Genomic DNA, 25,280 nt, shown 5'->3' with positions numbered 1-25,280 from the left:
AAAACATGGCAGTCCAGGCGGTGCAAATTGCTGCGGTGACCGGCTCGCCCGATAGCCAGTCCTCCCATCCGGCCACCGTCGTCGCCGGCGATGCCTATACGGCGCGGCTCCACACCAGCCTGGAAGCGGTGAGGCCGCTCTGGCTGCGCCTCCAGGCGGACGGTGTGTGCACCGCCCACCAGAATTATGCCTGGGCCGAGGGGATCGTCGCGCGGCTGATGCCGCAAGGTGCGGAACTGCTCATCGTGGAGGTGAACGATGCCGTGACGGGCGCGCCGCGAATGCTGGTGCCGCTAATACGGCGACCGGCCTTCCGCCATCGGGTGATCGAATGGCTGAGCTATGGCGTTTGCGACTATTCGGCACCGCTGCTGGCCGATGACAGCCCGTGGACGACGCAATCGGCGCAGGCCGCGTGGGCCGCGGTGCGTTCCGTGCTGCCGCCGGCGGACCGCATCCAGATCACGGGAATTCCGCAATCGATCAGCGGCGTCGCCAATCCGCTGGCCTTGCTCGCGGCCACGCGCGATTCCCTGCATACCAGCTTCGGCCTCGCCATCGACGGCGACCCGGAAACCGTCCTCAAGCGCCTATGCCGGCCATCCTTCGTCAAGGCCTTCAACAAGGACTGGCGCCGCCTCGAACGGCTTGGCGACGTGGAACTGGTCGAAGCCAACACGCCGGCCCTGGTGGAGGTCATCTTCGGCGGCCTGGTCCGGATGCGGCTCAGCCGCTTTCGCGAACTGGGCCGCTTCGACCTGCTGACGCAGGCGACAGTTGTCGACTTCTATCGAAACGCTGCTCTCGAGGGCCTGTCGGATGGGTCGGTGCGGCTCTTCGGGTTGCGTGTTGGTGAAGCTCTGATCGCGGTACAATACCTGCTGATCCATCAAGTCACCGTTCATGCTCTGCTGATCTCAATCGATCAGGGCGCGGTGCCCAATGTCTCGCCGGGACTTCTGATCATGGGCAAGTTGATGAGCTGGGCGCGCGGTCGCGGTTTCGATTATTTCGACCTGTCGGTAGGCAACCAGAGTTATAAGGAACATATGGGTGCCGTGGGTTCGGGCCTGCGCGAGCTTTGCCACGGGATTACGGTGCGAGGCAGCGCCGTGAGCGCAGCCATCGAGGTCCGCAACCGGACCGAGGTGTTCGTGCGCTCCAAACCTCGGCTGCTGAAGAGGCTCCAGGGACTGATGCGGGATTTGCGGCGCCTGCGTGGGGGATCAGAATGACGGGAGAAGCATGTGGCAAGCTACGCGACGGGAACGACTCCGACAACGGATTTGCCCGGTGGGCTGTTTTTCCCGGCTGTCGCCAACGCTGATGCAACCGCGCGCTTCACGGCTCGGCTGCACACCAATTTCGACACCGTAAGGCTGCTATGGCTGCTTCTTGAGGCGCACGGCGTCTGCACTGCCCATCAGCACTATGCCTGGGTCGAAGGAATCGCCGCACGGCTGATGCCCAAAGATGCAGACCTGGTCTTCGTCGAGGTGAGTGACGCCGTGACCGGCGCCCCGGCTATGCTGCTGCCGCTGATGCGGCGCCGAGCCCTCGGCCACCACGTGATCGAATGGCTGAGCTGCCGCGTGTGCGACTACTCGGTGCCGCTCCTGGCGGATCGGAGAGCGTGGACCAGGCAGAGTGCCGACGCCATGTGGGCGGCGGTCCGTGCCGTGCTGCCACCGGCGGATCGCATCCATATCGCGGGAATCCCGCAGCAGATCCACGGCGTGGTCAATCCGCTGGCATTGCTTTCGGTGGCGCGCGACTCCATCCAGGTCACCTCCGGCCTCATGCTGCATGGCGACCCGGAGACGCTCATCAGGCGGATCTGCAAGCCGTCCTTCGCCAAGGCCTTCCGCAAGCATTGTCGCGGCTTCGAACAGCTTGGTGGCCTCGCTCTGGTCGAGGGCGACACGCCTGATCTGACCGAGGAGCTCCTGGATGTATTGCTGGAACTGCGGCTGAAGCGTTTTCGTGAGCTCGGGCGTTTCGACCTCCTGACGCAGACCCCGGTCGTCGATTTCTACCGCGCCGCGGCGCTGCAAGGCCTGTCCAACGGATCGGTGCGGCTCTTCGGGATACGCGTCGGTGAAGCCTGGCTCGCCTCCATCTATGTGCTGGTCAGAAAAGGCACACTTCACGCCCTCCTGCTCGGCATCGACCAGAATGCGGTCGCCAATGTCTCACCCGGCCTGACGACGATGGGCAAGCTGATGATGTGGGGATGCGAGCGGGGCTTCGACTATTTCGACCTGTCGGTCGGCGGCCAGGGCTACAAGCAACATATCGGCGCCTCGAGCTCGGTTCTGGCCGAGATCTGCGAACCGGTAACGGTGCGGGGCAGGGCTGCGAACGCAGCCATTTTGCTGCGCAGCCGGGTCGAAGGCATGACGCGGTCGCGTCCCCGGCTGCTCAAGGCCGTCCAGGGCCTGACGCGCCGCTTGCGGCGATTGAAGGACTGAGTACGAGCGTTTGCCGGTCCTGCCGACGACCGATGCAAAGAGGCACCGAGGCCGGCAAGCTTGTTGACAGGGTTGGTTAGCTCTATATTTGAAAGCGCCCCTTGACGTCCAGAAATGAGTGTCCCCGGCGGATTTTCTTTAATTTGCGTTTTCGGCAGATCATCTCGATGAATAAAAGTTTAGGAGATGGGATTCGTTCCATCCTCATTATTCAAACGAAGTACATTGGAGATGTCGTTCTGACATCTGCTTTGGTTCGCAATCTGCGCCTTGCTTATCCACAAGCCTCGGTAACCATGCTTTGTGCGCCGGGTCTCAAGCAGTTCATCGTCGCGCAAGGGGTGGCCGATGTTGCCGTTGGCTTTGAATCCCGTGGCAGAGGAAGGACTCTGCTCAAGCGTTTGAGCGACTATCGTGGCGTCATCTCTGATCTGCGGCGTCGAAAATTCGATCTTAGTATCGATCTTACCGATTCTAAAACCTCGCGGATCATGCATCGTTTGATCGGGGCTCCACTTCGCGTCGGCTTCGATCCTTCCGAGCATCCGATGAAGTTCTGGGAAATCCAGCTTGCAAACGTTCTCGCCGCGACCTTCGGACATGGCGGACCCCATTATCTCTACAGGAACCTGTCTCCACTCCGCCCCCTCGGGCTGGATTGTCAGGACCCAACGCCTCGGCTGCAGCCGACCAAGACCGCCGAGGAAGAGTGTGCCAGGCTTCTTGCGGAAAACGCTTTGGCGAAGAAGTCATATGTGGCCGTTCATGCTGGCGCGAGGTTTGAAGGGCGCTGCTGGCCGCCGCAACATTTTGCCGCCGTCATCGATGAGGTATACGCCAAAACCGGGCTGCGATCCCTGCTCGTTGGTGGGCCGGATGAAGGGCTTGCCGCGCAAAGGATCCTTGAAATGGCAGCGTCGCCAGTCGCAAGTGTCGTCGGAAAAGCCTCGCTTGAGGTTCTGACGGCATTGTTGGCCGAAGCGTCAATTTTTCTTGGCAATGAGAGCGGGCCGATGCACATCGCGGCATCTGTCGGAACTCCAGCGGTGGGGCTGTACGGTCTGACGTCGCCTGAGCAATGGGGCCCGTTCGGTGTCCCCAGCCGAACGCTCCAGCCGCCCATGCCTTGTCCGTGCATCGCACCAGGTTTGTGTAAGGAAAACAACGCCGGTGGGGTCTATTGCGTCCAGCGGCTTCAGGTTGCCGACGTCGCGGCGGCGACAATCGATCTCATCGGCACGGAAGTTCAAAAAACTGCTCATTCGGGCATGCCGACCGCGTGGCAGAGCGGCAGCGACGGACGATAGTCTGGCGGCGCGGTCGTGCGCAGTTCATCTCCGTGTGCTTCACGTCTTGATTCAGGCCAAGGCCCAAGCATATTCAAAAGATTGGTAAATTTGACCGGACTGCATCCTGCGCTGTCCGCGAAATTGACAGGACGGCGCGTCTCCGCCATCCTTGACCCCAGTCGTCAGGCTGCCGACAGCGGCCGCGTTGTGTGTCAGGGCGACCGAGGGCAGTGTCATGTTCAGTCCCGTCACAGGTCAGAATTCCAAGCGCTCCGCGGTGCGCAAGGCGCTCGATCGTCACAAGGTCTACATCACCGCGCGGCGTTTTTCGGCGGGCACCTACCAGGCCCGGGTTCTGGTCGACGGCGAGGCCTATTGGGTCGATGAATTCCGGCTGAGCCAGTTGCAGCAAGGGCTGTCGCCGGCGGAGCTCGAGTTGACGCCGGCCGCTGACGATTGAGAGCGTGACTGGCTTGTTCCTGGCCGCCGTGCTTCGATCCTTGCGATGACGACTCCACCAAAGCTCAAAGCCTATCGCGCCAAACGCGAATTCGCCAAGACGCCGGAACCGGTTGGCGGGCTCGTCAGCAGCGACGGCAACCGCTTCGTCGTCCACAAGCACCACGCCACCGCAGACCATTATGATCTGCGACTGCAGGTCGGCGATGTCTTGAAGAGCTGGGCGGTGCCGCGTGGGCCTTCGCTCAATCCGGCCGACAAAAGGCTGGCGGTCGAGACCGAGGATCATCCGCTCGAATATATCGACTTCGAGGGCGTCATTCCCGAGGGCGAATATGGCGGCGGGCCGATGATCGTCTGGGACACCGGCAGCTGGGCGCCGATGGACGATGTCGAAAAGAGCTTGCGCACAGGCGCCTTCAAGTTCCGGCTGGCCGGCGACAAGCTCAATGGCGGCTGGATGCTGACCCGGCTGAAGCCGAAACCCGGCGAAGACGAAAACAAGAAGAACTGGCTGCTGTTCAAGGAGCGTGACCTCGCCGCCGACACCGCGCTTGACATACTCACGGTCCGGCCGGAAAGCGTCAAATCCGGATTGCGCATCGAGGAACTGGCGGCGCCGGCAAAGCCCGCCGCCAAACCCGCGCCCAGACAGGGATCGCTGAAGCCCGGCACGCTGCCGGGCGCGTTCAAGGCCCCCATGCTTGCCCGTATCGAGCCGCAACTGGCGACGCAGGTGCCAAAACCACCCGATGGCGAAGACACCAAACAAGTCTGGCTGCACGAAATCAAATTCGACGGCTACCGCACCATGGCGCATCTCACTGACAGCGTGATCAGACTGATCACCCGTGGCGGCATCGACTGGACGAAGCGCTATGGCGACCTGCCGCATGCGTTCGCGAAGCTGCCCTGCCGCGATGCCATCATCGACGGCGAGATCGTCGTGCTCGACGCCCAGGGCATCAGCCGCTTCGCGCTGCTGCAGGATGCGCTGGCCGAGGGCGCCGGCAGTAAGCTCCATTTCTACGCCTTCGATCTTCTCCATCTCGACGGCTGGGACCTCACCAAGGCGCCGCTGGTCCGGCGCAAGGCGCTGCTGGCGCAGATGCTGTCGGGCCTCGGCGCCAATTCCGCCATCCAGTTCTCCGACCATGTCGAGGGCTCGGGGCAGGGGCTCTACGACCAGGTGTCGGAACTTGGGCTGGAGGGTGTCGTCTCAAAGCGCGCCACGGCCATCTATCAGAGCGGCCGAAGCAAAAGCTGGACCAAGACCAAGGCGCTGCTGTCGGAAGACTTCGTCATCGCCGGCTTCACCATCTCCGATGCGGCCGAAGGGTTGGCGGCGCTCGGCATGGCAGAGTTCGAGGATGGTGAATTGCACTATCGCGGCAAGGTCGGCACCGGTTTCGATGCCGCCACCGCCGGTGAGTTGCTCGCCAGGCTGGAGCCGCTGCGGGAAGGCGCCACCGCGCCCGAGGGTGTCCCGCGCGAAATCATGCGCGAGATGAACTGGGTGCGGCCGCTGCTGTCGGCGCGCATCCACTACGCCAACCGCACCTCGGACAATGCGCTGCGCCACGGCGTCTTCCGTGGTTTGAGGGATGTCGGCCTGTCGACGCCGGTCTCGTTCAAACGCAAGCGGCTGATCGCCGAGGCCGACCTTGCCACCATCTGGGTGACCAACCCGACGCGCCGGCTGTTCGGCAAGACCGGCCCGACCAAGCTCGACATCGCGGTCTATTACGCGCTGGTCGGCGACTTCATGCTGCCGCACATCCTCGGCCGGCCGGTGTCGCTGGTGCGCTGCCCGACCGGCCTGCCGAAGGATTGCTTCTTCCAGCGCCACGCCTTCACCGGCATGCCGCCCTCGGTGGTGACGTTCGAGGCGACAAATTCCGAGGGCGAGACCAAATCCTATCTCTCGGTCGAAGGCGCGAAAGGGTATCTGGCGCTGGCACAGTTCGGCGTCGTCGAGTTCCACACCTGGGGCACCCACCGCACCAGCCTCGACAGACCCGACCAGATCGTCCTCGACCTCGATCCGGGAGCAGGGATCACCTGGCGCGAGGTGGTCGAGGCCGCCGTGCACATCAAGGGCGAATTGGAGCGCCTGGGGCTGGTGCCGTTCGCCAAGACCTCGGGCGGCAGCGGCATCCACATCACCGTCCCGGTGACGGGCAAGCAGGACTGGAAGAAACTGCACCAGGCAACCAGCGCGATCGCCACGCATCTGGCGACAACGGCGCCTGATACTTTCACCACCACCATGGGCAAGGACAACCGCAAGAAGCGCATCTTCATCGACTACCACCGCAATGCGCGCGGCCACACCTCCGCAGCCCCTTATTCCTTGCGCGCCCGCACCAATCTGCCGGCCTCGACGCCGGTCAGCTGGAGCGACCTCGAATCCATCGATGCGCCGCAGGATCTGAACTATTCCTCCCTGCCGGGGCTGCTGGCGACCTCGGGCGATCCGTGGGCCGAGATCGACGAGTTCGCACGGGATTTGCCGGCCTTGAAGAACTAGGTTCCTGAGGAACCCAACGCCATCGACGCTTCCGACAATTTGAATTATTCTCTCCGCCACGACCTCAAGACGTGGCGGAAGATTTCGTCAGGGATTTGCCTGTATCGTGTGGGGTCGGTGTAGGATTTGCGCGGCGCCAATCGTCCTTCGGACGAAAGTGCTGCAGCAAATGTCAGTGCATGGCCGCGTAGGAGTGTTTCATGGCGCCCAGGGCAAGTTGGAAAGGTTACCTCAAACTCAGCCTCGTCAGCTGTCCGGTGCGGCTGTATCCCGCCACCAGCGCCAGCGAGCGCATCAGCTTCAACCAGCTGCACAAGAAGACCCACAACCGCATCAACATGAAACCGGTCGACCCCGAATTGGGGCTCGTCGAGCGTGCTGATCTGGTCAAGGGCTACGAATACGAGGACAAGCAGTACATCATCATCGATGATGCCGATCTCGATGCGGTGCGCATCGAATCCAATCACACGATGAACATCGAGGCCTTCGTCGATGAGGACGAGGTCGATGTCATCTATCAGGATGCGCCCTACTACATGGCGCCCGACGGCGCGATGGCGGAGGAGACCTTCGCCGTGCTGCGCGAAGCGATGCGCAAATCCGGCAAGCTGGCGATCGCACGCCTTGTGCTGTCCAGCAGGGAACGCGTGGTGACGATCGGCGCGCGCGAGAACGGCATGTTCGTGTGCACTTTGAGGAACCCGAACGAAGTGCGCGGTACAGCTGAATATTTTGGCAACATCCCCGCCGGCAAGCCCGACGCGGAAATGCTGCAGCTCGCCGAAGCTCTGATCAAGCAGAAAGAAACCACTTTCGATCCGAAGAATTACGAGGACCGCTACGAGGCGGCACTCATGACGATGATTCGCGAGAAGCTGAAAGGCCACAAGCCGATCATCGCGGCGGCACCGGAACGGGGCAATGTCATCAACCTGATGGATGCGCTGAAGGCGAGCCTGTCGCAATCGAAGCCGCCGGCCAAGTCGAAGAGCAAGGCCGACGAGGTTGCCAAGCCCGCCGCGAAGAAGGCGGCAACGGGTGGTGCTGCTGAAAATCCGTTGAAGGCCAATCTGCTGAAGGCGGTCGGCAAGAGCAAGAAATGACGGCACCGGTCGGCGGCGTCTTCGGCACCATCGGCGCGCTGGCGGCGTTTCCGCTGCGGCTGGCGGCACGCGAAGTCGAGCGCCAGGAGGGCCAGTTGCGGCGCGGCGTCACCAGGCGCACCACGCATGTCGTCTTCGGCCGGACGCTGTTGGCCAAAGCCGGGCTCTCCAGGAACGGCGATGCCGATATCGAGCGCCGCATCGCCACCGAGCGCGCGGCCGGGCACAAGCTCCTCAGCGAGAACGGATTCCTGCGCCTGCTCGGACTGATGAAGACACCGGAGGCATCCTCGCTGTCGCGGCAATCGCTGATCGAGCAGTCGCGGCTATCCGGCGCCGACCTCGACCTGCTCAGCCTGTTCGATGCGTTCGAGCATGACGCAGAACCCTATTCCTTCCGCGACCTGATCCTGGCGCGCAAATATGCCGGGCTCATTGCAGGCGGTGCGACATGGGGGGCGATCGCGCGCTCCGTCCACCGCTCCGGCCCGGTGGCGTCGCTGACCGCCAAGTCGCTCAACGTCGGCTCGCAGCATGGGCGCGCCGATGCTATCTATCTCGAAGGCGGCCAGAGCGAACTCGACGGGCAGTTGCTGTTCGATTTGGGCAACGCCGGTTCGGCAGCCGACGACACGCTGGAAGAGTTGTTTGCCGAGGCGGAAGCAGCGGAGGAGGGCGGCGACCATGATGGGGCCGCCGCACTCTACCAGCGCTGCCTTGCCATCGATCCGAGCGATGCGATCGCCGCCTTCAACCGCGCCAACTGCTTGCGCGCCGGCGGCCACGCGGCGGACGCCGCACACGACTATATCAATGCGATAAAACTCGACCCGGCCTTCGTCGAGGCCTGGTTTAACCTGGCCGGGCTGATGAGCGAGCAAGGCCGAGACGCCTCGGCGCGAAGGCACCTGCAGAAGGCGATCGCGCTCGACAAAACCTATGCCGATCCGGTGTTCAACCTGGCGAGGCTGGAATTCGACGCCGGCGATCTGCCGGAGGCGCGGCGGCTGTGGGGGCGCTATCTGGAACTCGACGCGGATTCGGAATGGGCGCGGGTGGCCGCCAAGGGCGTGCAGTTCGTGGATATGCAGCTGGCGCGGACGGCGGGGTGAGGGATGCTGGCGCTTGAACACCCCCCTCTGGCCTACCGGCCATCTCCCCCTCAAGGGAGGAGATCGGCAGCTTTGCTGTCTCGCTCGCTTTCCTACTTTGGCGATTTGCGAAAGCGATGGCGACATCCGATCTCCCCCCTTGAGGGGGAGATGTCTGGCAGGACAGAGGGGGGCGCCAATGAACTCGGCCTTTATGGAAAGGCTGCCCCGTGACCACCTTCCTCTTCGACGGCGACGACAACGCCCCCGTCACCATCCTGCTCGCGCATGGCGCCGGCGCGTCGATGGATTCCCCCTCGATGACCGCCACGGCCAAGGCGCTGGCCGCCGCTGATTTCCAGGTCGCGCGCTTCGAATTCCACTACATGGCCGCCCGCCGCTACGGCCACCGCAAACCGCCGCCGCGGGCCGAGACGGTGAACCCGGAATATGTCAAGGCGATCGCCGATCTCAGGGCCAGGGGCGTGACCGGTCCGCTCATCATCGGCGGCAAGTCGATGGGCGGGCGCGTCGCCTCGATGGTTGCCGACGAGATGTTTGCCAAGGGCCAGATTTCAGGGCTGGTCTGCCTCGGCTATCCCTTCCATCCGCCGGCCAAGCCCGAGCAATTGCGCACCAAACACCTCGCCGACCTAAAGACGCCGACGCTGATCTTCCAGGGCACCCGCGACGAGTTCGGCACCAGGGACGAGGTTGCGACTTACGACCTTTCCGACCGCATCGAGGTGATCTGGCTGGAGGATGGCGACCATGATCTTAAGCCACGCAAGAGCATCTCGGGATTTTCGGCGGCCGACCATCTGAAGACGCTGGCCAAGACGGTGAAGGCGTGGTCGGACCGTATCGCTTCCTGAAGCGCTGAAGATGAAGATCGCCTCCTTCAACATCAACAACATCAACAGCCGGCTAGAAAACCTGCTGGCATGGCTGGCTGTGGCAAAGCCTGATGTCGTGTGCCTGCAGGAGCTGAAGGCACGCGACATGCAGTTTCCGCGCTCGGCATTGGCGGCGGCCGGCTATGGCGCGGTGTGGAAGGGCGAGCCGACCTGGAACGGCGTCGCTATCCTCGCGCGGGGTTCGGAACCGGTGCTGACCCGCGATGCCTTGCCCGGCGACGATGCCGACAGGCAGAGCCGCTATATCGAGGCGGCGGTGAATGGCATTATCGTCGCTTGCCTTTATGCGCCGAACGGCAACCCGCAGCCCGGTCCGAAATTCGCCTACAAGCTCGCCTGGCACGAACGGTTGGAGGCGCATGCCGAACAGCTGCTCGACACCGGCCTGCCGGTGGTGCTGGCCGGCGACTACAACATCGTGCCCGAGCCGCGCGACATCTACGCCACCCGCTCCTATGACGACAACGCCCTGGTGCAGCCGGAAAGCCGGGCGTCGTTCCGGCGCCTGCTCGACCAGGGTTGGCTTGATGCCCTGCGCAAGAAGCATCCGAAGGAAACGCTTTACACATTCTGGGACTACCGCCGCAACCGCTGGCCGCGCGATGCGGGCCTCCGGCTCGATCACATCCTGCTGTCGAAGAAACTTGCACGTCGCCTGACCGCCGCCGGCATCGACCGCGACGTGCGCGGCGAGGACGGCGCCAGCGACCATGCGCCGGTGTGGGTGGAATTGAAGTAAGGCGACTGCTTTCATGCGTCGCGCTTGAACGGATCCATGCAACGCGCTCTAAGTCTTTTGTCTGATGCATGTCGCTGTCCCAAGTCCGGGTTCGCTTTTTGACGACATGCAAATGACCTGTCGGCACAGTACTCCAACGCAGCCGGATCGCCCATGAACGCAATCCCCCACGAGATTTGTGAATCGAGGCTCCATGCCTGACTTGGGCCCTGTCGAGATCCTGCTCGCCACCATTGTGGTGCTTGCGGCTGCTGTCGTGTCCTGGCTGCTGTGGCGGAAGCGCAGCCGCCGCAAGGGACGGCGGCAGACCAATCCGGCTGCCGACTATGCCGTCCGTACCGATTGGAACGCCCGCGGGGGTATGCTCAATTACTCGTCCTTCGTCTATTTCGATGTCGATCGCGACGGCAAATACGGCGCCGGAGACCGGCCGATGGCCGGGATCATGGTGCGGCTGTATGACGAAGCCGGCAAGCTCGCCGCGTCCGCGCGCACCAACAATGCCGGCTTTGCCAATTTCGCCATGTCGGTGAAAAGCAGAAAGGCCGTGCTCCGCAAGCCAGGCAACTGGCGCTTTGTGGTTTCGGTGCCGCCCGGCTGGCAGGCGAAAAGCGAAAATGACATTCAGTCCCGACACTTCCAGCCGCTGCCGGGTTCGCCGGCCGGGATGGTATCGCAGGAGATGCTGCTGCCGGTCGGTCTGGCACCACCGCGCCGCGTCAGCGGGCGCGTTGCCGGCGATGGACCAGCGACCCTGTCCGTGTTGGGGAATGGGCACGTCCTGGAGACGCGGGCACTGGCGCCGGGTGCCGTCTTCAGCTTCGACCTAGCCGATGGCGCCGACACGGTCAGCGTCAGTGGCGGCGGCTTGGAGCGGCGGCTGACGCTGTCGCCCTATCCGGCGGATCTCGGCCTGCTGTCGCCGCAACGCGCCGGCATCGCCGCTGATGCCGCTCTCGAAACGATCGGTTTCGACGATGTGACGTCGCGCACCTTCAGGAAAATTCCGTCCGGTCATGCCGGATTGGCGTGGCGCAACCTGAATGCGATGGCGCGCGACTACACCAAGGACAGCCAAGGCTATGTCAATGGCAACGTCTCCGGTGACTATGTGCTCTACACCAGCAGCGGGCTGCCGGCCGAATTCAGCCGCGAACGGCCGTTCGGCTTTCACTCGGTCATGCTGAGCGCCGCCTGGCTGGCGTCGGAAGGGGAGGTGGCGCTGATCGAAAGTTGGCTCGGCGAGCAGCTGATCTCAAGCGATCAGATCACGCTGTCGGCGCTCACGCCGCTTCATTACGCCCCGATGCTCAAATCGGTAACGCGTGTTCGCCTGTCGACGAAACACTATTGGCAAATGGTCGTGGACGATTTGGTCCTGACGCGTTGAGATTTGGGCATGCCAAAGCGGAGCGAAATTTCGCCCCGCTGCAATCAGGTTGGCGCCGGCACAATAATAATCGAGGCGCCGTTTGACGCTGTGACCGCCGACAGACGGCCCTTTTTCAGGAACGACGGCTTCACATAAATCTTCTTCATTTTCAGACTCTCCTAAAATCCCAGCTTGATGATGCCATACTGCGGCCATCTGTCAACCATGCGAGCTGAAAGCACCAAACCTGCAATAAATCCAACAATGAGCGACAAAGAGCCAGGGCCCAATTCTTTGTTTCGTGCTATTTCGAAAACCATTGCACCTGGAGTTTGCTCTCCAGCGGCCGGCGCGATCCGCCAAAGATGCGCCGGATTAAAGCGTGGCGCTGGTCGGGCCGTTTGCCGTGATGGCTGAAAGCTTGCCCTTCTTGACGAAGGTCGGCTTCGCGTAAGTCTTCTTCATTGTGATTTCTCCTTATCCCCAAGCGAGAATGGCAGATGGCGACACCGGCGGCAACGACCGCACCATCCGCGACTGGCCGCCCACCAGCGGCGACGGCGTGGTGCTGTTTGGCGGCGCGCCGGAATGAGCGAAATCTTGATCACCCTGTCCGCCGTGCTATGTAAAGCCCATGCCAGTACCCAGCCTCCCAGACAACGCGCCGCTCATCGTCATCGATCTCCAGACCGGTATGTTCGACGGCGTGCACGAACCGCCGATCCATGATGCGCCTGATATTGTCGAGCGCACCAAGGCGGTGATCGACTGGGCGCGGCGCGGCGGGCGCAAGGTCGCTTTTATCAGGCATGACGGACCCGAAGGCGATCCGTTGGCACCGGATGAACCGGGCTGGCCGGTTTGGCCCGCACTTGGCCAAGCGGCGGACGAGCCGATCTTTGCCAAATCCGTGCGCGATGCTTTCAGCAATCCTGCCTTCGGCGACTGGGTTGCCGGGCAGGGTGCGGGCGCCGTCGTGCTCCTGGGTGCACAGACCGATTTTTGCGTGGCCGCGACGGTCAAGGGCGCGATCGCCAGAGGGCTCGGCGTGACCGTGGTATCCGATGCGCACAGCACGCTGGACAATGCCAGCGAGAGTGCCGAACAGGTCGTTATCAGGCACAATGGCGAATTCGCCGAGGCCGGCGTCAATCTGGTGACCACAAAGGCGCTTGTCGGCGGCTGAAGCCCGAACGTCGCCGCAGGCCGCATTATCAGGCGGGCCGGCTTGAGGACTTCGCGAGGGAAGACAGCGCCAGGGGGCTGCCGTGGTCGACGCGGACGGGGGGGGCGCATTGTTGGGATGGCTCGGGCGCCCGCGTCAACCAGGGCGGCTCGTACCGCCGCATTAGCAACATTGCACATTGCGGGCCGCTCGAAACTTCCGCGAAAGCGGAATAGGCCGGAGCAAAAGTGCGGATTCGGCTGAGACTTTCGGCGCGCTTTCCCGGTACGCAGTCAAAAAGTCTGCTGGTTGTCGGCATGCCCTCAAGGCGTCTGCCGGTCCTGGACCGCCTCGGCGAGGAACGACGCCGCAATCAGGTCGTCGCCATCGATCCGCCCATGACGATCTTCCATGATGGCCGCGACCTTTTGAAAGGTTTTCATTTCGGCATCCGTCACCCGCGCATCATGCATCCTGGCTTGGAGATCGGCCAGGCGAACGCCCAACGCGGTGGATGTCACAGCTTTGCTTATCATCTTCACTCGTCCTGATTGGAAGCTGGGCAACCCGCCGCCATGGCTGGCGGCGGGTTTGGACATTTCGAGATTCAGTCGTAGACCTTGATGATCTTGCGGGTGCTCGGATCCACCAGGACGGTGCGGTTGTCGACCACCACGTAGCGGTATTTGACATTGGGGATCTCATGCAGCTCGACCGTGTCCGGTAACGGGCTACCAATATTCAGCTCCACACCGGGAACCTTGACCGAAGCCAAGGGCTGCTTCTTCACATACTCGCGGATGACCGTGTCCTGCTCAGGCTGAATGACAACGTCCTGAGCGGCAACGGCGCCAACACCGGCCAACAGCAATAGCGCCGCTGCGGCGCTCGTTAGGTGCATTTTCATACCGTTTTCTCCTTGCGAGTCAGCATGACAGGATCGTCCGACGCTGACGGCAACTGAACTTGAGCCAAATGAAAATGTTCCTCGGATTGGGCTTCGGTCGGATGATACGTGCGACTTAAGTCTGGTCCGCGAGCGCATTGGTCTTACCAACGGGAACGGCTCTCTGGTCACGGCTGTTTGTCTCCGGAATTCGGAGAGACAGATGGACAAAAGTGTTGGCCAAGCGCGCTGGTTGCTCGCACCGATTTTCGCGACAGCCGTCACCTTTCTGGGGATAGTATTAGGCTGACATGTCGTCGATCGGCGCAGCAACGTCCCTTCCTGCGCTGATAGGATTCGCAAGCCGCTCCGGTGGCTGGCGAATCCTCTATTTTCATTATGCGCCGGCCTGCTCATTCGGCAACCGAGCGCCTTGTTATGCAACGTTGGAGGTTACTATGGATCGGCGATCCTTCTTAACGGCGATATTTGGCATTGCCGGGGCGGCGGCCCTTGCAGGGGTAATTCGCCCGATCGAGGCAGCGGCTGGTGTTCCGGGCGCCGGAAACGGCATTCTCGATGAAATTGGGGCATCACAAACAGAGGCCTTCGGCGACGAAGGTGCACATGCGGAGGTGCAGCCGGTCGACCATCGACGCTGGGATCGGGGTTGGCGCCGGCGCCGGCACGGGCGGCGTTGGAGACGGGTCTGCCGTAGTTATTGGCGGCATGGTCGCCGTCGCGTCCGGTGCTATCGCAGACGCGGTCCTTCTGTCGTCCTTCGATTTTAGCAGCTAGCCTGCACGTCTTAGCGATTTGATCAGCGCAATCGGCTTGGCATCCGCATATTTTCCTGCGGTTGCAGAGCCGAAGGCTGTTTGCCGGGGCTGACGCTATACATGACGAGGCGGCGCGAAAATGAATCCGCGCCAGACAGAGGCGAAGACGGCAAGATGGCGGGGCCGCCCGCCGACGCACGAGGCAAGGACAAGAAATGGCCCGGCTGCCAAGTGCAAAGGCAGGCCGCCGGGCCAGCCGGCTTCTGGCGGTCGCCGGCCATTGTTACATTAGTTATATCTAATGTTGATGCAAGCGAACCGAAACTTCACCGGTGGACAAAACACCGAAGCCGTCCGCTCCGCTGGCACCATCACCAGCACGGCCGCCGCGTCGCAGGCAGCGGGAATGGCGGTTCGGCCGAAGCCTGGAGACCCGCGCGGCGTCAACCTGCTATCGCTCAGCAGTTGCTCGTTAGTTTGCCGCTTTGCTATCGGTCGCGTGTATCGATCGCGCGGGCGGCGAAGACAGGGCACGTTGATCCGCAGGCTGCTCACTGAAGTAGAGCGAACTGCCGAGGACGAGGAACACCATGCCCACCGCCGTCAATCCAACCATGAGCACGGCGATCGCCGTTCCCGGGCCATAGCCTGTCCTGATGATGGTGGATCGGTGGGGCATCGTGCTGTTCTCCAAGGCATGGCACCCGGCGTGCCGAGCCTTTGCGACAAACGACAAGCGAGGCCCGATGTTCCCTCGTTGGAAGCTTCAATCGGTCACGTCGGGCTTTTGCTTTTTCCTATAGGACCAAGGTCTTGTCCATCGTGCGCAAAAGTCCAAGAGGCCTTGTTCAGTTCCGATAATGTCCCTTGGATGTTCCGCTATTTTAGGTAAATCTGATATAATGCCTGGGCGGAAAACTTAGCCGCCAAGCACATTTGCCCGCAAACCGGGCATGGAAAATGTGGCTTTGGCAAGTTCAACAACAGGCAGTCATATCTGCGCGACGAATGGCTCATGTCTCGTCGAATCGGCCCTCGCGGGTCTGATCACGCGTGATTGCGGCTTCTTCCTCATCGTCGGGGAGGGCGTCGTCGCTGTCCTGGTAGGCGTTATCGTCGTCCTCGTCGGGCAGATCGCCGTCTTTTTCGATGCCGTAACGCATGTCGCCGTTTTCCGGCACGGAGTCTGGCAGGATCTCGCCGCCCTTGATCGCATCCCAATCCTGCTGCTCGATGGTAGGCCCATCCGCCTGCGGTGCGTCATCTTCGATGTCGGCGCTCGGTTTGTTGCGCGGTGCCATGCTGGCCTCCTGTCCTTGAAAAAACTGGAAGCGAAACTCGGCGTGCCGGCGTTTGTTCCCGTGCTCGAAGTGCAAAGCCGCGTGCTTCTGGATTGTCGACGGCTGGCGCGTCAGCACCGCGCTCCGGATAGCCACCGTTGTCAAGTCGCGCAAGGGAGAACGCGTAGCGGCGACCGGCCGCTTACTTGCGAAGTTGCTAAAATAATGAAATGTTGTCCGTGGGAAATGGGAATGAGGCAGGGACTGATCGGAGCCGGCGCGGTTTCGATGGTTTTGGAAAACCATGTATTTTGGACAGTTTCTCGTAGGAATGTCAGCCACGGCCATCATTGTCGCGGTCTGGACGTATATGGCCACCGGCTCCTTCTGGGAGGCATTTGCCTGGACGATAGCGACGCTGCTTGTCCTGCAGGTCGGCTATTTCGTACTCATCGTGAGGCTGATCTTCAGGCGCACACACGATATCGTGCCGAGCGAGGATCCGGTAGACGCCTTCCCGCCATTGCATCGCGACGGTGTCCAGCTTTGAGTCCGGGTAACCGAGAGCGATAAGGAATGGCGTTTCCATACCAGGCTGTCCACGCGCGTGCGCTGGGGCAAACTCGGGGAACGTCGCCGCCAGCGTGATCACGACCGACGCAAGGTATTTGGTCACTGAGCACGGCGACGTCTGAGCATATCCCGGCTGAAGATTTCGGCACCGCGCCATCATGTGAACATGATGCATGCGCGACCGGCTTCTCATATTGCTCAGGCCGACAGGTTGGGAACAAGTGCTGATGCTTCGCGTTCTCTAGCAGTACCGATGAGGTTGCCACTTCCATCGATACCGTCATGGCTCGCTCTGCTCCCGGCGGGGCGAGCCTTTTTCGTGCCGGAGCCGTTCACATCATCCAGATGAGGGATGCGAGGCCGGTTGGCTCGCAATCCGGCTTCAGATAGAACTTTTCACTCCTAAATATCCGTACATATTTGTGCAAGTTTTCATGCTTTTCCGTTTTGCCTGCCAGACGTCTGATCAGCAACAAATTAATATCCGGACCGAAATCGCAATGTCTTCAATTTTGTAGTTACGATGGAACCGTACGGCAGCGGTGGAGTTTTCAAGGAGGGCGGAATTTAATTATCACCCAGGAGAATGGTCATGAAGCTTTATCTTACGAGTGCGGCGGCCGCCGTCGTCCTGATGGGCGGCATTGGTGCGGCGCTGGCGGAAAACGTCGTCGTCGTCCAGCCGGAGCAGGAGACGGTCGTTCGCGAATACATCAAGAGGGAACCGCTTGCCTCGGTGAACCTTCTGGGAGTCGAACTCAAGCTCGGATCCTCGGTGCCGGACACTGTCGAACTGCGTGAGGTGCCCGACGTCAAATACCGCGTCGCGGTGATCAATGACCGGACGGTCCTTGTCGATCCGGAGACCCGCCAGATCGTGGAAGTGCTGCACTAGGGGGTTCCCGCAGCACTGGGCCTTGGGAAAACCCGCCCCGACGTCGCGTCGGTGGCGGGTTTTCCTTTGCCGCGACCCGCGATGGCCTATTCGGCGGCTAGTCTATCCTGCGTCTTCGTCTCGAAATCGCCGGCGTCGTGGCGTTCATGCAGTTGCATGGCAGGCTCGCCGAAAGCGCGGTTGACCATGCGGCCGCGCTTGACCGCCGGGCGGGCGTCGATTGCCTTGGCCCAACGCTGCACATGCTTGTACTCCTGCACCGACAGGAACTCGCCGGAGTCATTGTACATGCGGCCGAGCGCCAGCCCGCCATACCACGGCCACACGGCTATATCGGCAATGGAGTAGTCCTTGCCGCCGAGATATTCAACCTCGGCCAGCCGGCGGTCGAGCACATCCATCTGGCGTTTCACCTCCATCGAGAAGCGATCGATGGCGTATTCGAACTTTTCCGGCGCATAGGCATAAAAGTGGCCGAAGCCGCCGCCCAGATACGGCGCCGAGCCCATCTGCCAGAACAGCCAGGACAGCACCTCGGCGCGGGCCGGCTGTTCGGTCGGAAGGAATTCGCCGAATTTCTCGGCGAGATAGACCAGGATCGAACCGGATTCGAAGATGCGCACAGGTGTGGTGCCACTGCGGTCCATCAGGGCCGGAATCTTGGAGTTTGGATTGACCTCGACGAAGCCGCTGCCGAACTGGTCGCCATCGTTGATCCGGATGAGCCAGGCATCGTATTCGGCACCTTTGTGGCCGCGCGCCAGAAGCTCTTCCAGCATGACGGTGACCTTGACGCCGTTCGGCGTCGCCAGCGAATAGAGTTGCAACGGATGCTTTCCGACAGGCAGTTCCTTGTCATGCGTCGGCCCGGCGATCGGTCGATTGATGCTGGCAAAGGCTCCGCCGCTCGGCTTGTTCCAGGTCCATACTTTCGGCGGTGTGTAATCGGTCATTTCGGGGCCTCGTGTCGGGGAAGGATGGCAGGTCGCCATAAATTAGGGCTGCGGATGTGTAAGTTCAACTTGCGTTGAACTATTGTCGATGCCCGGAGTGCCAACATCGGCAATTGGGCTCTTCCTCACCCTTGCGCCTTCTCCTGCGTGGCATACCTATAGAAGATGTCGCCAAAGCCCACCCAGGACAAAAGCATGACCATCAATCCCAATCCGCGCTCGGTCGTTGCCGTGCGGGCCACTGTTCCCGAAGATGCGTTTACGGCCGGGGCGCTCGGCACGCTCAGGGAAGGCAGTGGCGTCGTCATTCGCAATGATGGGCTGGTGCTGACCATCGGCTATCTCATCACCGAAGCAGAAGAGGTTTGGCTGACCAGTCATGATGGTCGCGTCATCCCGGCGCACGCGCTGGCCTATGACCAGGAATCGGGCTTCGGCCTGGTGCAGGCGCTGGCGCCGCTCGGCCTGCCGGCCGTGGCGCTGGGCGATGCCGGCAAGGCGAGGATCGGCGATGCCGTGGTGCTGGCCGACGGCATCGGCCAGTCGGTGCAGGCCAGGATCGTCACCAAGCAGGAATTCGCCGGCTATTGGGAGTATCTGCTCGACGAGGCGATCTTCATTGCGCCGGCGCACCCGTCCTGGGGCGGTGCCGGGCTGTTCGGCGCCGACGGCTCGCTGCTCGGCATTGGTTCCCTGCGCCTGCAGATGAGCCGCAACGGCGAGGTCGCCGACATCAACATGGTGGTGCCGATCGATCTGTTGCCGCCAATTCTCGACGATCTCCTGACGCGCGGCCAGGTGGCCAAGCCGCCGCGCCCGTGGCTCGGCGCCCTGTCGGCTGAAAGCGACGGCAGGGTGGTGGTGATGAGCGTGACCGAAGGTGGTCCGGCGGCCAAGGCCGGCCTGCGCCAGGGCGACATCATCTCGGACATCCGCGATGGCGCGGTCGATGGGCTGGCCGATTTCTATCGCAAGCTGTGGGAGAGCGGCTCGGCCGGTGCCGAGATCCCGATGCGGGTGCTGCGTGACGGCCGCGAAACCTGGCTGCGCGTCAAATCGGCCGACCGTGGCAGTTTCTTGAAGAAACCGCAGCTGCAGTAGGCGCATCAGCCACGCGATGCATCCAAGACTGCTCAAAACCTTCCTGGCGGTGGCGCGGAGCCGCAACGTCACGCGCGCCGCAGAAGTGGTCCACCTCGCGCAATCGAGCGTCAGCGACCAGATACAAACGCTCGAAACGGAGCTTGGCACGCCTCTGTTCACGCGTGCCAGGTCCGGCCTCGAGCTGACGCCGGCGGGACTGGCGCTGAAGCCGATCGCCGAGGATTTGTTGCGTCTCGATGGCGAGGCGCGCGCGGCCGTGCAGGCGGCGGCAGCTTCGACAAGCGGACAGCTGACCATCGGCGCGCTGGAAACAATTGCGTCTGCCCGGCTGGCGCCCTGGCTGCCCGGGTTCCAGGCCGGCCATCCCGACATCACCGTGCGGATGAAGGTGGCGGACAGCAGCATGCTGCTGCGCCAGTTGGAAGACGGCGACATCGATGTTGCGTTCTGCTTCGACCGCCGTGATTTCGCGAAGAACGCCGCCGATGAACGCTTCGCCAGCCGCGCGATTGCAGCCGAACTCGTGGTGCTGGTCGCGGCTCCGGGGCAGGGCAGCGTGCCAGGCGACCTTGTCGCGCTTGCCAAACTGCAGTTCGTGGCGACGGAGCCCGGATGCATCTACCGACACATGTTCGATACGGCCTTTGCCGAGGCGGGTATTGCCGCGCCAAAACTTGCAACCGAGGTCGGCAGCATCGGCGCTATTGCACGGCTGGTGGCTGCCGGCGCTGGACTGGGCCTCGTTCCGCGCCTTGCCGTCACGGATGCGCTGGCGCGTGGCGACATCGTCGAACTGCCATGGCCCGGCCAGGTACGGACGGCGCCGCTGACGATGATCTGGCGACGCCGGCGCGTCCAGCCGCCGGCGCTCAGGCAATTGCTCACCGCTGCGCGCAACACGCTCGTGCCGGTCCCGTCGCCCGCCAAGGCTGGTTCAGGCCTTGAATCGGCGAACCGCTCCAAGGCCTTGTTTGCAAACAATTCCTGACGGAAGCGGCGGTGGCTTAGACGAGGCGGTGGCCGCCTCGACATGCAGTGTCGTTCCCGTGGTAAAGCCATTGCCGATCAGGAAGGCGATGGCGTCGGCGATGTCGTCGGGCTGGCCGATCCGCCCGACCGGCAGCCGCTCGGCCATCGCGGCCAGGGTCTCGTCATTGCGATCGCCGGCCACCTGCGACCAGATCGTGGTGTCGACCCAGCCGGGTGACACGGCATTGACGCGGATCGGCGCCAACTCGACCGCCAGCGCCCGCACGAGGCCTTCGAGCGCTGCGTTGACAGCGGCAACGACGGAGCCGCGCGCGGCTGGCCTGTAGGCGGCAATACCGGATACGAAGGTCATCGAACCGGTCGCTGCCAGCCGTGGCGCACCGTGCTTGGCGAGCAGCAGCGGGCCATAAAGCTTGCTCTCGACCACCTTTTGCGCCGCCTTCAGATCAAGCGCCGGCAGCAGCTGGTAGGCGCCTTCGATGTCGGCTGCGGTGCTGACGATGTGATTGACGTCGCCGATCCCTGCGAACAGAGCCGCGACCTGGTCTTCGCGGGTGATGTCGACGACGGCCGTCTCCAGCCCGGCGGGAGTGCCAAGCGCCTCGCGCGCCTGCCGCAGCCGGTTCTCGCCGCGCCCGGCGATGATCACCTCGGCGCCGGCCTCGACGCAGCGCCGGGCCAGCGACAGACCCATGCCGGAGCCGCCGCCGACGATCAGGATTTTGTGGTTCGAGATGTTCATATCGCTCTGCCTTTTGTTTGAATGGACAAGGGCAGGGCTTGGCAGTTCGGCGTGGGTCAAGGGAAACGGAAGAAACCGATGGCACCATCGGAAAGGCCGATGGAGCAGGGCAGACGAGTGCCGTCTCTGGCTCAGCGCGCCAGCGGACTTTCCCAGACGACAAACAGCAAAGCCTTCAGCTGGGCAAAGCGCTCCGGCCCAAGTTCGATGCGCCACTCCTCCTCTATGTTGCGCAGGATATCGACCATTTTCCAGAAGGCGGCATGGCCGCGTTCCGTGGATCGCACCACGCGCGCACCGCCGTCGCCGGGAATGTCCGAGCGGACGAGATAGCCGTATCCTTCGAGGCTGCTGAGGAGTTGGTTGATGGCCTGTTTGCTCATGCCGGCACGCTCGGCGATGGTGCCGGGCCGCGCGCCGTCCGGCCCGGGAAACTGCAATACCGCCATATGGGGCAGGCGCAACTCGTCGAAACCGGCAGCGTTGAGCTCCTTGATCAGCCGCCGCTGGATCGCTTGTGCCGGCACGCGCAGCAGGGCGCCGATCAACAGGTTCTCGGTCTCATGAATCTTCAGGTCAATCCAGCCAACGAAATCATCGGCACCACCGGTCTGTCGGTTCGCTTCCTGGTGACGGGCGACAATTCGAACGGCAGCGTTGCTGCCTTCGAGCTGATGGTGCCCGGCGCGCAGCGGCTGCCGGCGCCGGCGCACAGCCATGACCACTATGAAGAGACGATCTATGGCATTGACGGCGTACTGACCTGGACCTCGACGGCAGGCCGATCGAGGTCGGACCGGGAGAGGCGCTGTGCATTCCGCGTGGCGCTGTCCACCGCTTCGACAACAATGGCAGCATGGATGCGAAGGCGCTGTGCGTCATCTCGCCGGCGGCGATCGGCCCGGACTATTTCCGCGAGGCTTTCGGCTTGCTCAACGCCGCCGCCGGCGGTCCGCCGGACAAGGCCAGGATGATGGAGATCATGCGCCGCCACGGGCTGACGCCTGCTGCGCCGCCGCCAACCTGAAGTCGGTCGAAGAGGCGCCGGTCACTCGCCGCAAGCGGTGAAGGTGGTGCCCGCGTTCCAGTCCTTGAAGGCGATGGTCTGGCCTTCGACCGAGACCGTCTTGTGCTTCGTGCTGCCGTCCGGCTGCCTTTCGCTGCTGGTGCCTTTGCCGGTCAGCACATTGTACTCGCAGGCGCTTTCGGCATTCTCCTTCAAATAGTCATAGTGGTCATAGGCAAAGCCGGCGACGATGAAGGCATCATTGCGCCAGGCGATGGTCAGCGTCATGTCGGTCCGTTCGCTGCCGATCTCCATCGCAGGCAGGTAGAATTTGATCGAGCCGTTGGGCAGCATCGTCAGTTCCGGCTCAGTGTCGGAGTTGTTGTAACCCGGCCGGTCGTAGCCGTTCCATTCCCCGTGGATCTGCTCGTGCACGATCTCCACGGGTTTGAGGTAATTGTGCTCCTTGTCCCTGAGGAAGAAGTGGACGTCCATCGGATGGCCGGGCTCGGTCTCCACCACCATGGCAAGATCGACGGCGCCGTCGCCGTTGAAGTCGCCAGTCACAGCCGTGATGATTTTCCGGGTTTCGATCGGCTCGGCGAGGGCTGCCGTGGGGAGAAACAACGCAAAGGCGAGCAACAGAGATTTCATGGCGTATTCCCCCGGGAGCGAGATGGCGTGCCCGAGCGCGAGCATGGCAGGTATTCCGGGATTTTATACAGCGGGGCCGGGAGAAAAATGTTCACGTCGAAGGGCGCGAAGGAACGCCGTACCTGCCCGCCAAGTTTGCTGCCGGAAACTGACAGCGACTCGTGCCATTCTGGTCGATGACGATGGGCATGATGCCGGAGGCAGGATGGCAGTGAAAACAGAGGACATGATGGCGCGAGCGACACCGCACAGGCAGGCCAACTAATGGCGCCGGTCAAGGTTGATCCCGACAAGGTTCATGAATTCCCGGATCCGGGCAGTTTCTACGCGTGGCTCGGCAAGCACCACGCCACGGAAACCGAAGTGTGGATCAAGGTTCACAAGGTAGGGTCGGGACTGAAGTCGATCACCCCCAAGCAAGCCATCGACGTGGTGCTGTGCTTTGGCTGGATCGATGCGGTGCGCAAGGGGTTGGACGACAAGAGCTTCCTGCAGCGCTACACGCCGCGCGGCAGGAAGAGTATCTGGAGCCTGATCAACATCGACAATGTGGCGCGGCTGGTCGAGGAGGGCCGTATGACCGAGCATGGGCTCAAACAGGTCGAGGCGGCCAAGGCCGACGGGCGCTGGGCGCGCGCCTATGGCAGCGGCAAGCAGATGAAAATTCCCGATGATTTGCAAGCAGCCATAGACGCCGAACCCGCTGCGAAGGCCATGCTTGAAAAACTCAGCGCGCAAAACCGCTTCGCGCTCGCCTTCCGCACCCACAACATGAAGACCGAAGCCGGGCGCAAGAAGAAGATCGAGGCGTTTGTGGCCATGCTGAAGCGCGGCGAGACGATCCATCCGCAAGGCAGGAAGTGAGGTTTGGCACGGACTTGTCTTCGGCACGGCAAGCCTGTCGTCACGGGATCCGGCGTTGCGCGAAGCGCTTCAGGATCTGAATCGTGAAATTGTTCCAACTGCTTGTTTTTGCGCAATTCGATGGTCGGTGCGTGGCGCGGCCGCTTCAGCAACGACATCGCCGGTGGACGAAGGAGGGCACGGCGGTTACCCTTCGAAAGCCGCGACGATCGAGCGGCGGACTGGTCGCTGGGAGTCGTTGCCGTTGAGAAGAGTTGCTTCGTGGACGATGGCGCTGGGTCTCATTGTCATCGTCGCGTGTGTGGGAGCCGGCGCCACGCTTGCCCAGACTTCGCCCGATCAGACTTCTCCCGACCAGCCTTCCCCCGACTTGGCATCCCCCTCGGCCTCGCCGGCAAAAGAGATCTCGGTTGGGATAAAGCAGGCGCCGCCTTTTGCGTTCAAGCTGCAGGACGGCAGTTGGTCGGGATTGAGCATCGACCTCTGGCAGAAAATGGCCGGGAGGCTCAACCTTCGCTTCCGCTATGTCGAAGTGCCTGCCGTGCAGGACCAGATAGATGGTGTCGTCAGCGGCAGGTTCGATGCGGCGATGGCCGCGATCACGGTCACGGCCGACCGCGAAAAGGCTGTCGACTTCACGCAGCCCTTCTTCACGACCGGGCTCGGCATCGCGACGCCCCTCAACAACCAGCCGTCATGGCGGCCGGTGCTGCATGCCCTGACGTCGTTCGGCTTCCTGCAGGCGGTGCTGGCGCTGGTCATCATATCTGTGGTGGTCGGCGTTTTGATCTGGATGTTCGAACGTCGGCACAATGACGATTTCGGCGGCGGCGTCGCCAAGGGACTGTTTTCCAGCATGTGGTGGTCGACCATCGCTGCGACGCAGGCCAGCACCGGTGATTTCGGCCCGCGAACCGTGCCGGGACGCGTGCTGGCCGCGCTCTGGATGATGGGATCGATCATTGCGATCGCGGTGTTTACCGCGGGTGTCACATCGGTGCTGACGGTGACGCAGATGGAAGGAATGGTGCAGGGCGAAAGCGATCTCGCCGCGGTCAGGGTCGGCGCCGTGCAGAGCTCGTCGACGGCGTCCTATCTGGATTCGACCCAGATACGTCATCAGGACTTTGCCTCGATCCAGCAGGGCCTCAACGCGCTTCGCGCCGGCAAGATCGATGCGCTGGTGCACGACAAGCCGCTGCTGGGCTGGCTGGTCGGGCAGAATTACGCGACGAGCCTGCAGGTTCTCGATGCGACCTTCGACCAGCAGCAATATGCCATTGCGCTGCCGCTCGGCAGCCCGTTGCGGAAGTCTCTCGATGTCGCCCTCCTGCAGACCATCGAAAGCGATTGGTGGAAGCAGGCCGTTTTCCAGTATCTGGGCGAGAAGTAGTCGGCAGGAACTTCGGCGGTGC

27 protein-coding genes and 2 pseudogenes are annotated in these 25,280 nt (G+C 62.5%); 19 read left to right on the top strand and 10 right to left on the bottom strand.

The genetic code is table 11. The annotated features are described in order from the left end of the window. Positions 1-5 precede the first annotated feature (5 nt). The 10 genes from LB558_RS23260 (at position 6) to LB558_RS23215 (ending at position 11,992) form a co-directional block, all read left to right on the top strand. Positions 6-1,235 (top strand): GNAT family N-acetyltransferase, encoded by a 1,230-nt coding sequence (locus tag LB558_RS23260; protein WP_224699671.1) that lies wholly within the window; start codon positions 6-8, stop codon positions 1,233-1,235. 12 nt (positions 1,236-1,247) lie between these two features. Further along, on the top strand, positions 1,248-2,471 hold the full coding sequence (locus tag LB558_RS23255) for a GNAT family N-acetyltransferase (protein ID WP_224699670.1): 1,224 nt from the start codon (positions 1,248-1,250) through the stop codon (positions 2,469-2,471). A gap of 143 nt (positions 2,472-2,614) precedes the next feature. After that, on the top strand, positions 2,615-3,778 hold the full coding sequence (locus LB558_RS23250) for a glycosyltransferase family 9 protein (RefSeq protein ID WP_318011662.1): 1,164 nt from the start codon (positions 2,615-2,617) through the stop codon (positions 3,776-3,778). Between the two features lie 217 nt (positions 3,779-3,995). Further along, the gene (locus LB558_RS23245) at positions 3,996-4,220 is read left to right on the top strand and encodes a hypothetical protein (RefSeq protein ID WP_127255818.1); all 225 of its coding nucleotides are present in this window, start codon (positions 3,996-3,998) and stop codon (positions 4,218-4,220) included. Positions 4,221-4,265: 45 nt separating this feature from the next. After that, entirely contained in the window at positions 4,266-6,749 is a 2,484-nt protein-coding gene (ligD, locus tag LB558_RS23240; RefSeq protein WP_224699669.1) for a DNA ligase D, read from the top strand. Positions 6,750-6,949: 200 nt separating this feature from the next. After that, positions 6,950-7,855, top strand: coding sequence for a Ku protein (locus LB558_RS23235; RefSeq protein ID WP_027035250.1), 906 nt, complete (start codon positions 6,950-6,952; stop codon positions 7,853-7,855). Continuing rightward, positions 7,852-8,967: a tetratricopeptide repeat protein gene (locus LB558_RS23230; protein WP_224699668.1), complete on the top strand. Its 1,116-nt coding sequence runs from the start codon at positions 7,852-7,854 to the stop codon at positions 8,965-8,967. Before LB558_RS23235 ends, LB558_RS23230 begins: the two co-directional genes overlap by 4 nt. Positions 8,968-9,176: 209 nt before the next feature. Further along, positions 9,177-9,821, top strand: a complete 645-nt coding sequence (locus LB558_RS23225; RefSeq protein ID WP_224699667.1) for an alpha/beta fold hydrolase — start codon at positions 9,177-9,179, stop codon at positions 9,819-9,821. Between the two features lie 10 nt (positions 9,822-9,831). After that, on the top strand, positions 9,832-10,602 hold the full coding sequence (locus tag LB558_RS23220; protein ID WP_224699666.1) for an exodeoxyribonuclease III: 771 nt from the start codon (positions 9,832-9,834) through the stop codon (positions 10,600-10,602). 193 nt (positions 10,603-10,795) lie between these two features. Continuing rightward, positions 10,796-11,992, top strand: a complete 1,197-nt coding sequence (locus LB558_RS23215; RefSeq protein ID WP_224699665.1) for a hypothetical protein — start codon at positions 10,796-10,798, stop codon at positions 11,990-11,992. A gap of 44 nt (positions 11,993-12,036) precedes the next feature. Here the strand turns inward: LB558_RS23215 and LB558_RS23210 are convergent, their stop codons facing one another. Next, positions 12,037-12,141 carry a putative RiPP precursor gene (locus LB558_RS23210; RefSeq protein ID WP_224699664.1) on the bottom strand — a complete coding sequence of 35 codons (105 nt, stop codon included), beginning with the start codon at positions 12,139-12,141 and terminating at the stop codon, positions 12,037-12,039. Positions 12,142-12,349: 208 nt separating this feature from the next. Next, positions 12,350-12,439: a putative RiPP precursor gene (locus LB558_RS23205; protein ID WP_224699663.1), complete on the bottom strand. Its 90-nt coding sequence runs from the start codon at positions 12,437-12,439 to the stop codon at positions 12,350-12,352. A gap of 169 nt (positions 12,440-12,608) precedes the next feature. Between LB558_RS23205 and LB558_RS23200 the strand changes: the two genes are divergently transcribed. Then, positions 12,609-13,160 (top strand): isochorismatase family protein, encoded by a 552-nt coding sequence (locus LB558_RS23200; protein ID WP_224699662.1) that lies wholly within the window; start codon positions 12,609-12,611, stop codon positions 13,158-13,160. A 302-nt stretch (positions 13,161-13,462) separates the two neighbouring features. Here the strand turns inward: LB558_RS23200 and LB558_RS23195 are convergent, their stop codons facing one another. From LB558_RS23195 to LB558_RS23180, 4 genes are all read right to left on the bottom strand, one after another. Beyond that, positions 13,463-13,675: a hypothetical protein gene (locus LB558_RS23195; protein WP_224699720.1), complete on the bottom strand. Its 213-nt coding sequence runs from the start codon at positions 13,673-13,675 to the stop codon at positions 13,463-13,465. A 71-nt stretch (positions 13,676-13,746) separates the two neighbouring features. Continuing rightward, on the bottom strand, positions 13,747-14,046 hold the full coding sequence (locus LB558_RS23190) for a DUF1236 domain-containing protein (protein ID WP_224699661.1): 300 nt from the start codon (positions 14,044-14,046) through the stop codon (positions 13,747-13,749). Positions 14,047-15,276: 1,230 nt separating this feature from the next. Further along, on the bottom strand, positions 15,277-15,483 hold the full coding sequence (locus LB558_RS23185; RefSeq protein WP_224699660.1) for a hypothetical protein: 207 nt from the start codon (positions 15,481-15,483) through the stop codon (positions 15,277-15,279). Between the two features lie 334 nt (positions 15,484-15,817). Then, positions 15,818-16,258 (bottom strand): hypothetical protein, encoded by a 441-nt coding sequence (locus tag LB558_RS23180; RefSeq protein WP_224699659.1) that lies wholly within the window; start codon positions 16,256-16,258, stop codon positions 15,818-15,820. A gap of 157 nt (positions 16,259-16,415) precedes the next feature. Here LB558_RS23180 and LB558_RS23175 point away from each other — a divergent pair, with 157 nt between their 5' ends. Beyond that, entirely contained in the window at positions 16,416-16,634 is a 219-nt protein-coding gene (locus tag LB558_RS23175; RefSeq protein ID WP_318011660.1) for an exopolysaccharide production repressor protein, read from the top strand. Between the two features lie 615 nt (positions 16,635-17,249). Continuing rightward, positions 17,250-17,552, top strand: coding sequence for a DUF1236 domain-containing protein (locus tag LB558_RS23170; RefSeq protein ID WP_224699657.1), 303 nt, complete (start codon positions 17,250-17,252; stop codon positions 17,550-17,552). Positions 17,553-17,638: 86 nt separating this feature from the next. On the opposite strand, the gene yghU is transcribed toward LB558_RS23170, so the two are convergent. Beyond that, entirely contained in the window at positions 17,639-18,505 is an 867-nt protein-coding gene (yghU, locus tag LB558_RS23165) for a glutathione-dependent disulfide-bond oxidoreductase (RefSeq protein WP_224699656.1), read from the bottom strand. A gap of 195 nt (positions 18,506-18,700) precedes the next feature. On the opposite strand from yghU, the gene LB558_RS23160 reads away from it, so the two are divergent. Next, a complete protein-coding gene (locus tag LB558_RS23160) occupies positions 18,701-19,606 on the top strand; it encodes a S1C family serine protease (RefSeq protein ID WP_013530631.1) in 906 nt (301 codons plus the stop codon). 16 nt (positions 19,607-19,622) lie between these two features. After that, complete coding sequence (locus LB558_RS23155; protein WP_224699655.1) at positions 19,623-20,597, top strand: LysR family transcriptional regulator; 975 nt, start codon at positions 19,623-19,625, stop codon at positions 20,595-20,597. 16 nt (positions 20,598-20,613) lie between these two features. On the opposite strand, the pseudogene LB558_RS23150 reads toward LB558_RS23155, so the two are convergent. Next, positions 20,614-21,341, bottom strand: a pseudogene (locus LB558_RS23150) (SDR family oxidoreductase). A 131-nt stretch (positions 21,342-21,472) separates the two neighbouring features. Then, positions 21,473-22,060 (bottom strand): MarR family winged helix-turn-helix transcriptional regulator, encoded by a 588-nt coding sequence (locus LB558_RS23145; protein ID WP_224699654.1) that lies wholly within the window; start codon positions 22,058-22,060, stop codon positions 21,473-21,475. Between the two features lie 44 nt (positions 22,061-22,104). Between LB558_RS23145 and LB558_RS33065 the strand changes: the two are divergent. Together LB558_RS33065 and LB558_RS32955 are read left to right on the top strand one after the other, a co-directional pair. Continuing rightward, a pseudogene (locus LB558_RS33065) lies at positions 22,105-22,164 on the top strand (cupin domain-containing protein); the annotation flags it as partial. A 33-nt stretch (positions 22,165-22,197) separates the two neighbouring features. Then, positions 22,198-22,368, top strand: coding sequence for a hypothetical protein (locus LB558_RS32955; RefSeq protein WP_263495367.1), 171 nt, complete (start codon positions 22,198-22,200; stop codon positions 22,366-22,368). Positions 22,369-22,389: 21 nt separating this feature from the next. Here the strand turns inward: LB558_RS32955 and LB558_RS23135 are convergent, their stop codons facing one another. Beyond that, positions 22,390-23,001 (bottom strand): hypothetical protein, encoded by a 612-nt coding sequence (locus tag LB558_RS23135; protein ID WP_224699653.1) that lies wholly within the window; start codon positions 22,999-23,001, stop codon positions 22,390-22,392. 264 nt (positions 23,002-23,265) lie between these two features. Here LB558_RS23135 and LB558_RS23130 point away from each other — a divergent pair, with 264 nt between their 5' ends. Further along, complete coding sequence (locus tag LB558_RS23130; RefSeq protein ID WP_224699652.1) at positions 23,266-23,865, top strand: YdeI/OmpD-associated family protein; 600 nt, start codon at positions 23,266-23,268, stop codon at positions 23,863-23,865. Positions 23,866-24,109: 244 nt separating this feature from the next. Next, the gene (locus tag LB558_RS23125) at positions 24,110-25,258 is read left to right on the top strand and encodes a transporter substrate-binding domain-containing protein (RefSeq protein WP_224699651.1); all 1,149 of its coding nucleotides are present in this window, start codon (positions 24,110-24,112) and stop codon (positions 25,256-25,258) included. Positions 25,259-25,280: the final 22 nt, after the last annotated feature.

Source organism: Mesorhizobium sp. CO1-1-8 (assembly GCF_020164875.1).
GTDB lineage: Bacteria > Pseudomonadota > Alphaproteobacteria > Rhizobiales > Rhizobiaceae > Mesorhizobium.
The sequence above is the reverse complement of the archived record's forward strand: the minus strand, read 5'-3'. Positions and strand labels throughout refer to the sequence as shown.

What these genes read in the sequence shown, in the direction of transcription:
- LB558_RS23260 (WP_224699671.1), top strand. Translation starts at nt 6, where the DNA reads ATGGCAGTCCAGGCGGTGCAAATTGCTGCGGTGACCGGCTCGCCCGAT.
- LB558_RS23245 (WP_127255818.1), top strand. Translation starts at nt 3,996, where the DNA reads ATGTTCAGTCCCGTCACAGGTCAGAATTCCAAGCGCTCCGCGGTGCGC.
- ligD (WP_224699669.1), top strand. Translation starts at nt 4,266, where the DNA reads ATGACGACTCCACCAAAGCTCAAAGCCTATCGCGCCAAACGCGAATTC.
- LB558_RS23235 (WP_027035250.1), top strand. Translation starts at nt 6,950, where the DNA reads ATGGCGCCCAGGGCAAGTTGGAAAGGTTACCTCAAACTCAGCCTCGTC.
- LB558_RS23230 (WP_224699668.1), top strand. Translation starts at nt 7,852, where the DNA reads ATGACGGCACCGGTCGGCGGCGTCTTCGGCACCATCGGCGCGCTGGCG.
- LB558_RS23220 (WP_224699666.1), top strand. Translation starts at nt 9,832, where the DNA reads ATGAAGATCGCCTCCTTCAACATCAACAACATCAACAGCCGGCTAGAA.
- LB558_RS23215 (WP_224699665.1), top strand. Translation starts at nt 10,796, where the DNA reads ATGCCTGACTTGGGCCCTGTCGAGATCCTGCTCGCCACCATTGTGGTG.
- LB558_RS23210 (WP_224699664.1), bottom strand. Translation starts at nt 12,141, where the DNA reads ATGAAGAAGATTTATGTGAAGCCGTCGTTCCTGAAAAAGGGCCGTCTG.
- LB558_RS23205 (WP_224699663.1), bottom strand. Translation starts at nt 12,439, where the DNA reads ATGAAGAAGACTTACGCGAAGCCGACCTTCGTCAAGAAGGGCAAGCTT.
- LB558_RS23200 (WP_224699662.1), top strand. Translation starts at nt 12,609, where the DNA reads ATGCCAGTACCCAGCCTCCCAGACAACGCGCCGCTCATCGTCATCGAT.
- LB558_RS23195 (WP_224699720.1), bottom strand. Translation starts at nt 13,675, where the DNA reads ATGATAAGCAAAGCTGTGACATCCACCGCGTTGGGCGTTCGCCTGGCC.
- LB558_RS23190 (WP_224699661.1), bottom strand. Translation starts at nt 14,046, where the DNA reads ATGAAAATGCACCTAACGAGCGCCGCAGCGGCGCTATTGCTGTTGGCC.
- LB558_RS23185 (WP_224699660.1), bottom strand. Translation starts at nt 15,483, where the DNA reads ATGCCCCACCGATCCACCATCATCAGGACAGGCTATGGCCCGGGAACG.
- LB558_RS23175 (WP_318011660.1), top strand. Translation starts at nt 16,416, where the DNA reads ATGTCAGCCACGGCCATCATTGTCGCGGTCTGGACGTATATGGCCACC.
- LB558_RS23170 (WP_224699657.1), top strand. Translation starts at nt 17,250, where the DNA reads ATGAAGCTTTATCTTACGAGTGCGGCGGCCGCCGTCGTCCTGATGGGC.
- yghU (WP_224699656.1), bottom strand. Translation starts at nt 18,505, where the DNA reads ATGACCGATTACACACCGCCGAAAGTATGGACCTGGAACAAGCCGAGC.
- LB558_RS23160 (WP_013530631.1), top strand. Translation starts at nt 18,701, where the DNA reads ATGACCATCAATCCCAATCCGCGCTCGGTCGTTGCCGTGCGGGCCACT.
- LB558_RS23155 (WP_224699655.1), top strand. Translation starts at nt 19,623, where the DNA reads ATGCATCCAAGACTGCTCAAAACCTTCCTGGCGGTGGCGCGGAGCCGC.
- LB558_RS23145 (WP_224699654.1), bottom strand. Translation starts at nt 22,060, where the DNA reads ATGGCTGTGCGCCGGCGCCGGCAGCCGCTGCGCGCCGGGCACCATCAG.
- LB558_RS32955 (WP_263495367.1), top strand. Translation starts at nt 22,198, where the DNA reads ATGGATGCGAAGGCGCTGTGCGTCATCTCGCCGGCGGCGATCGGCCCG.
- LB558_RS23135 (WP_224699653.1), bottom strand. Translation starts at nt 23,001, where the DNA reads ATGAAATCTCTGTTGCTCGCCTTTGCGTTGTTTCTCCCCACGGCAGCC.
- LB558_RS23130 (WP_224699652.1), top strand. Translation starts at nt 23,266, where the DNA reads ATGGCGCCGGTCAAGGTTGATCCCGACAAGGTTCATGAATTCCCGGAT.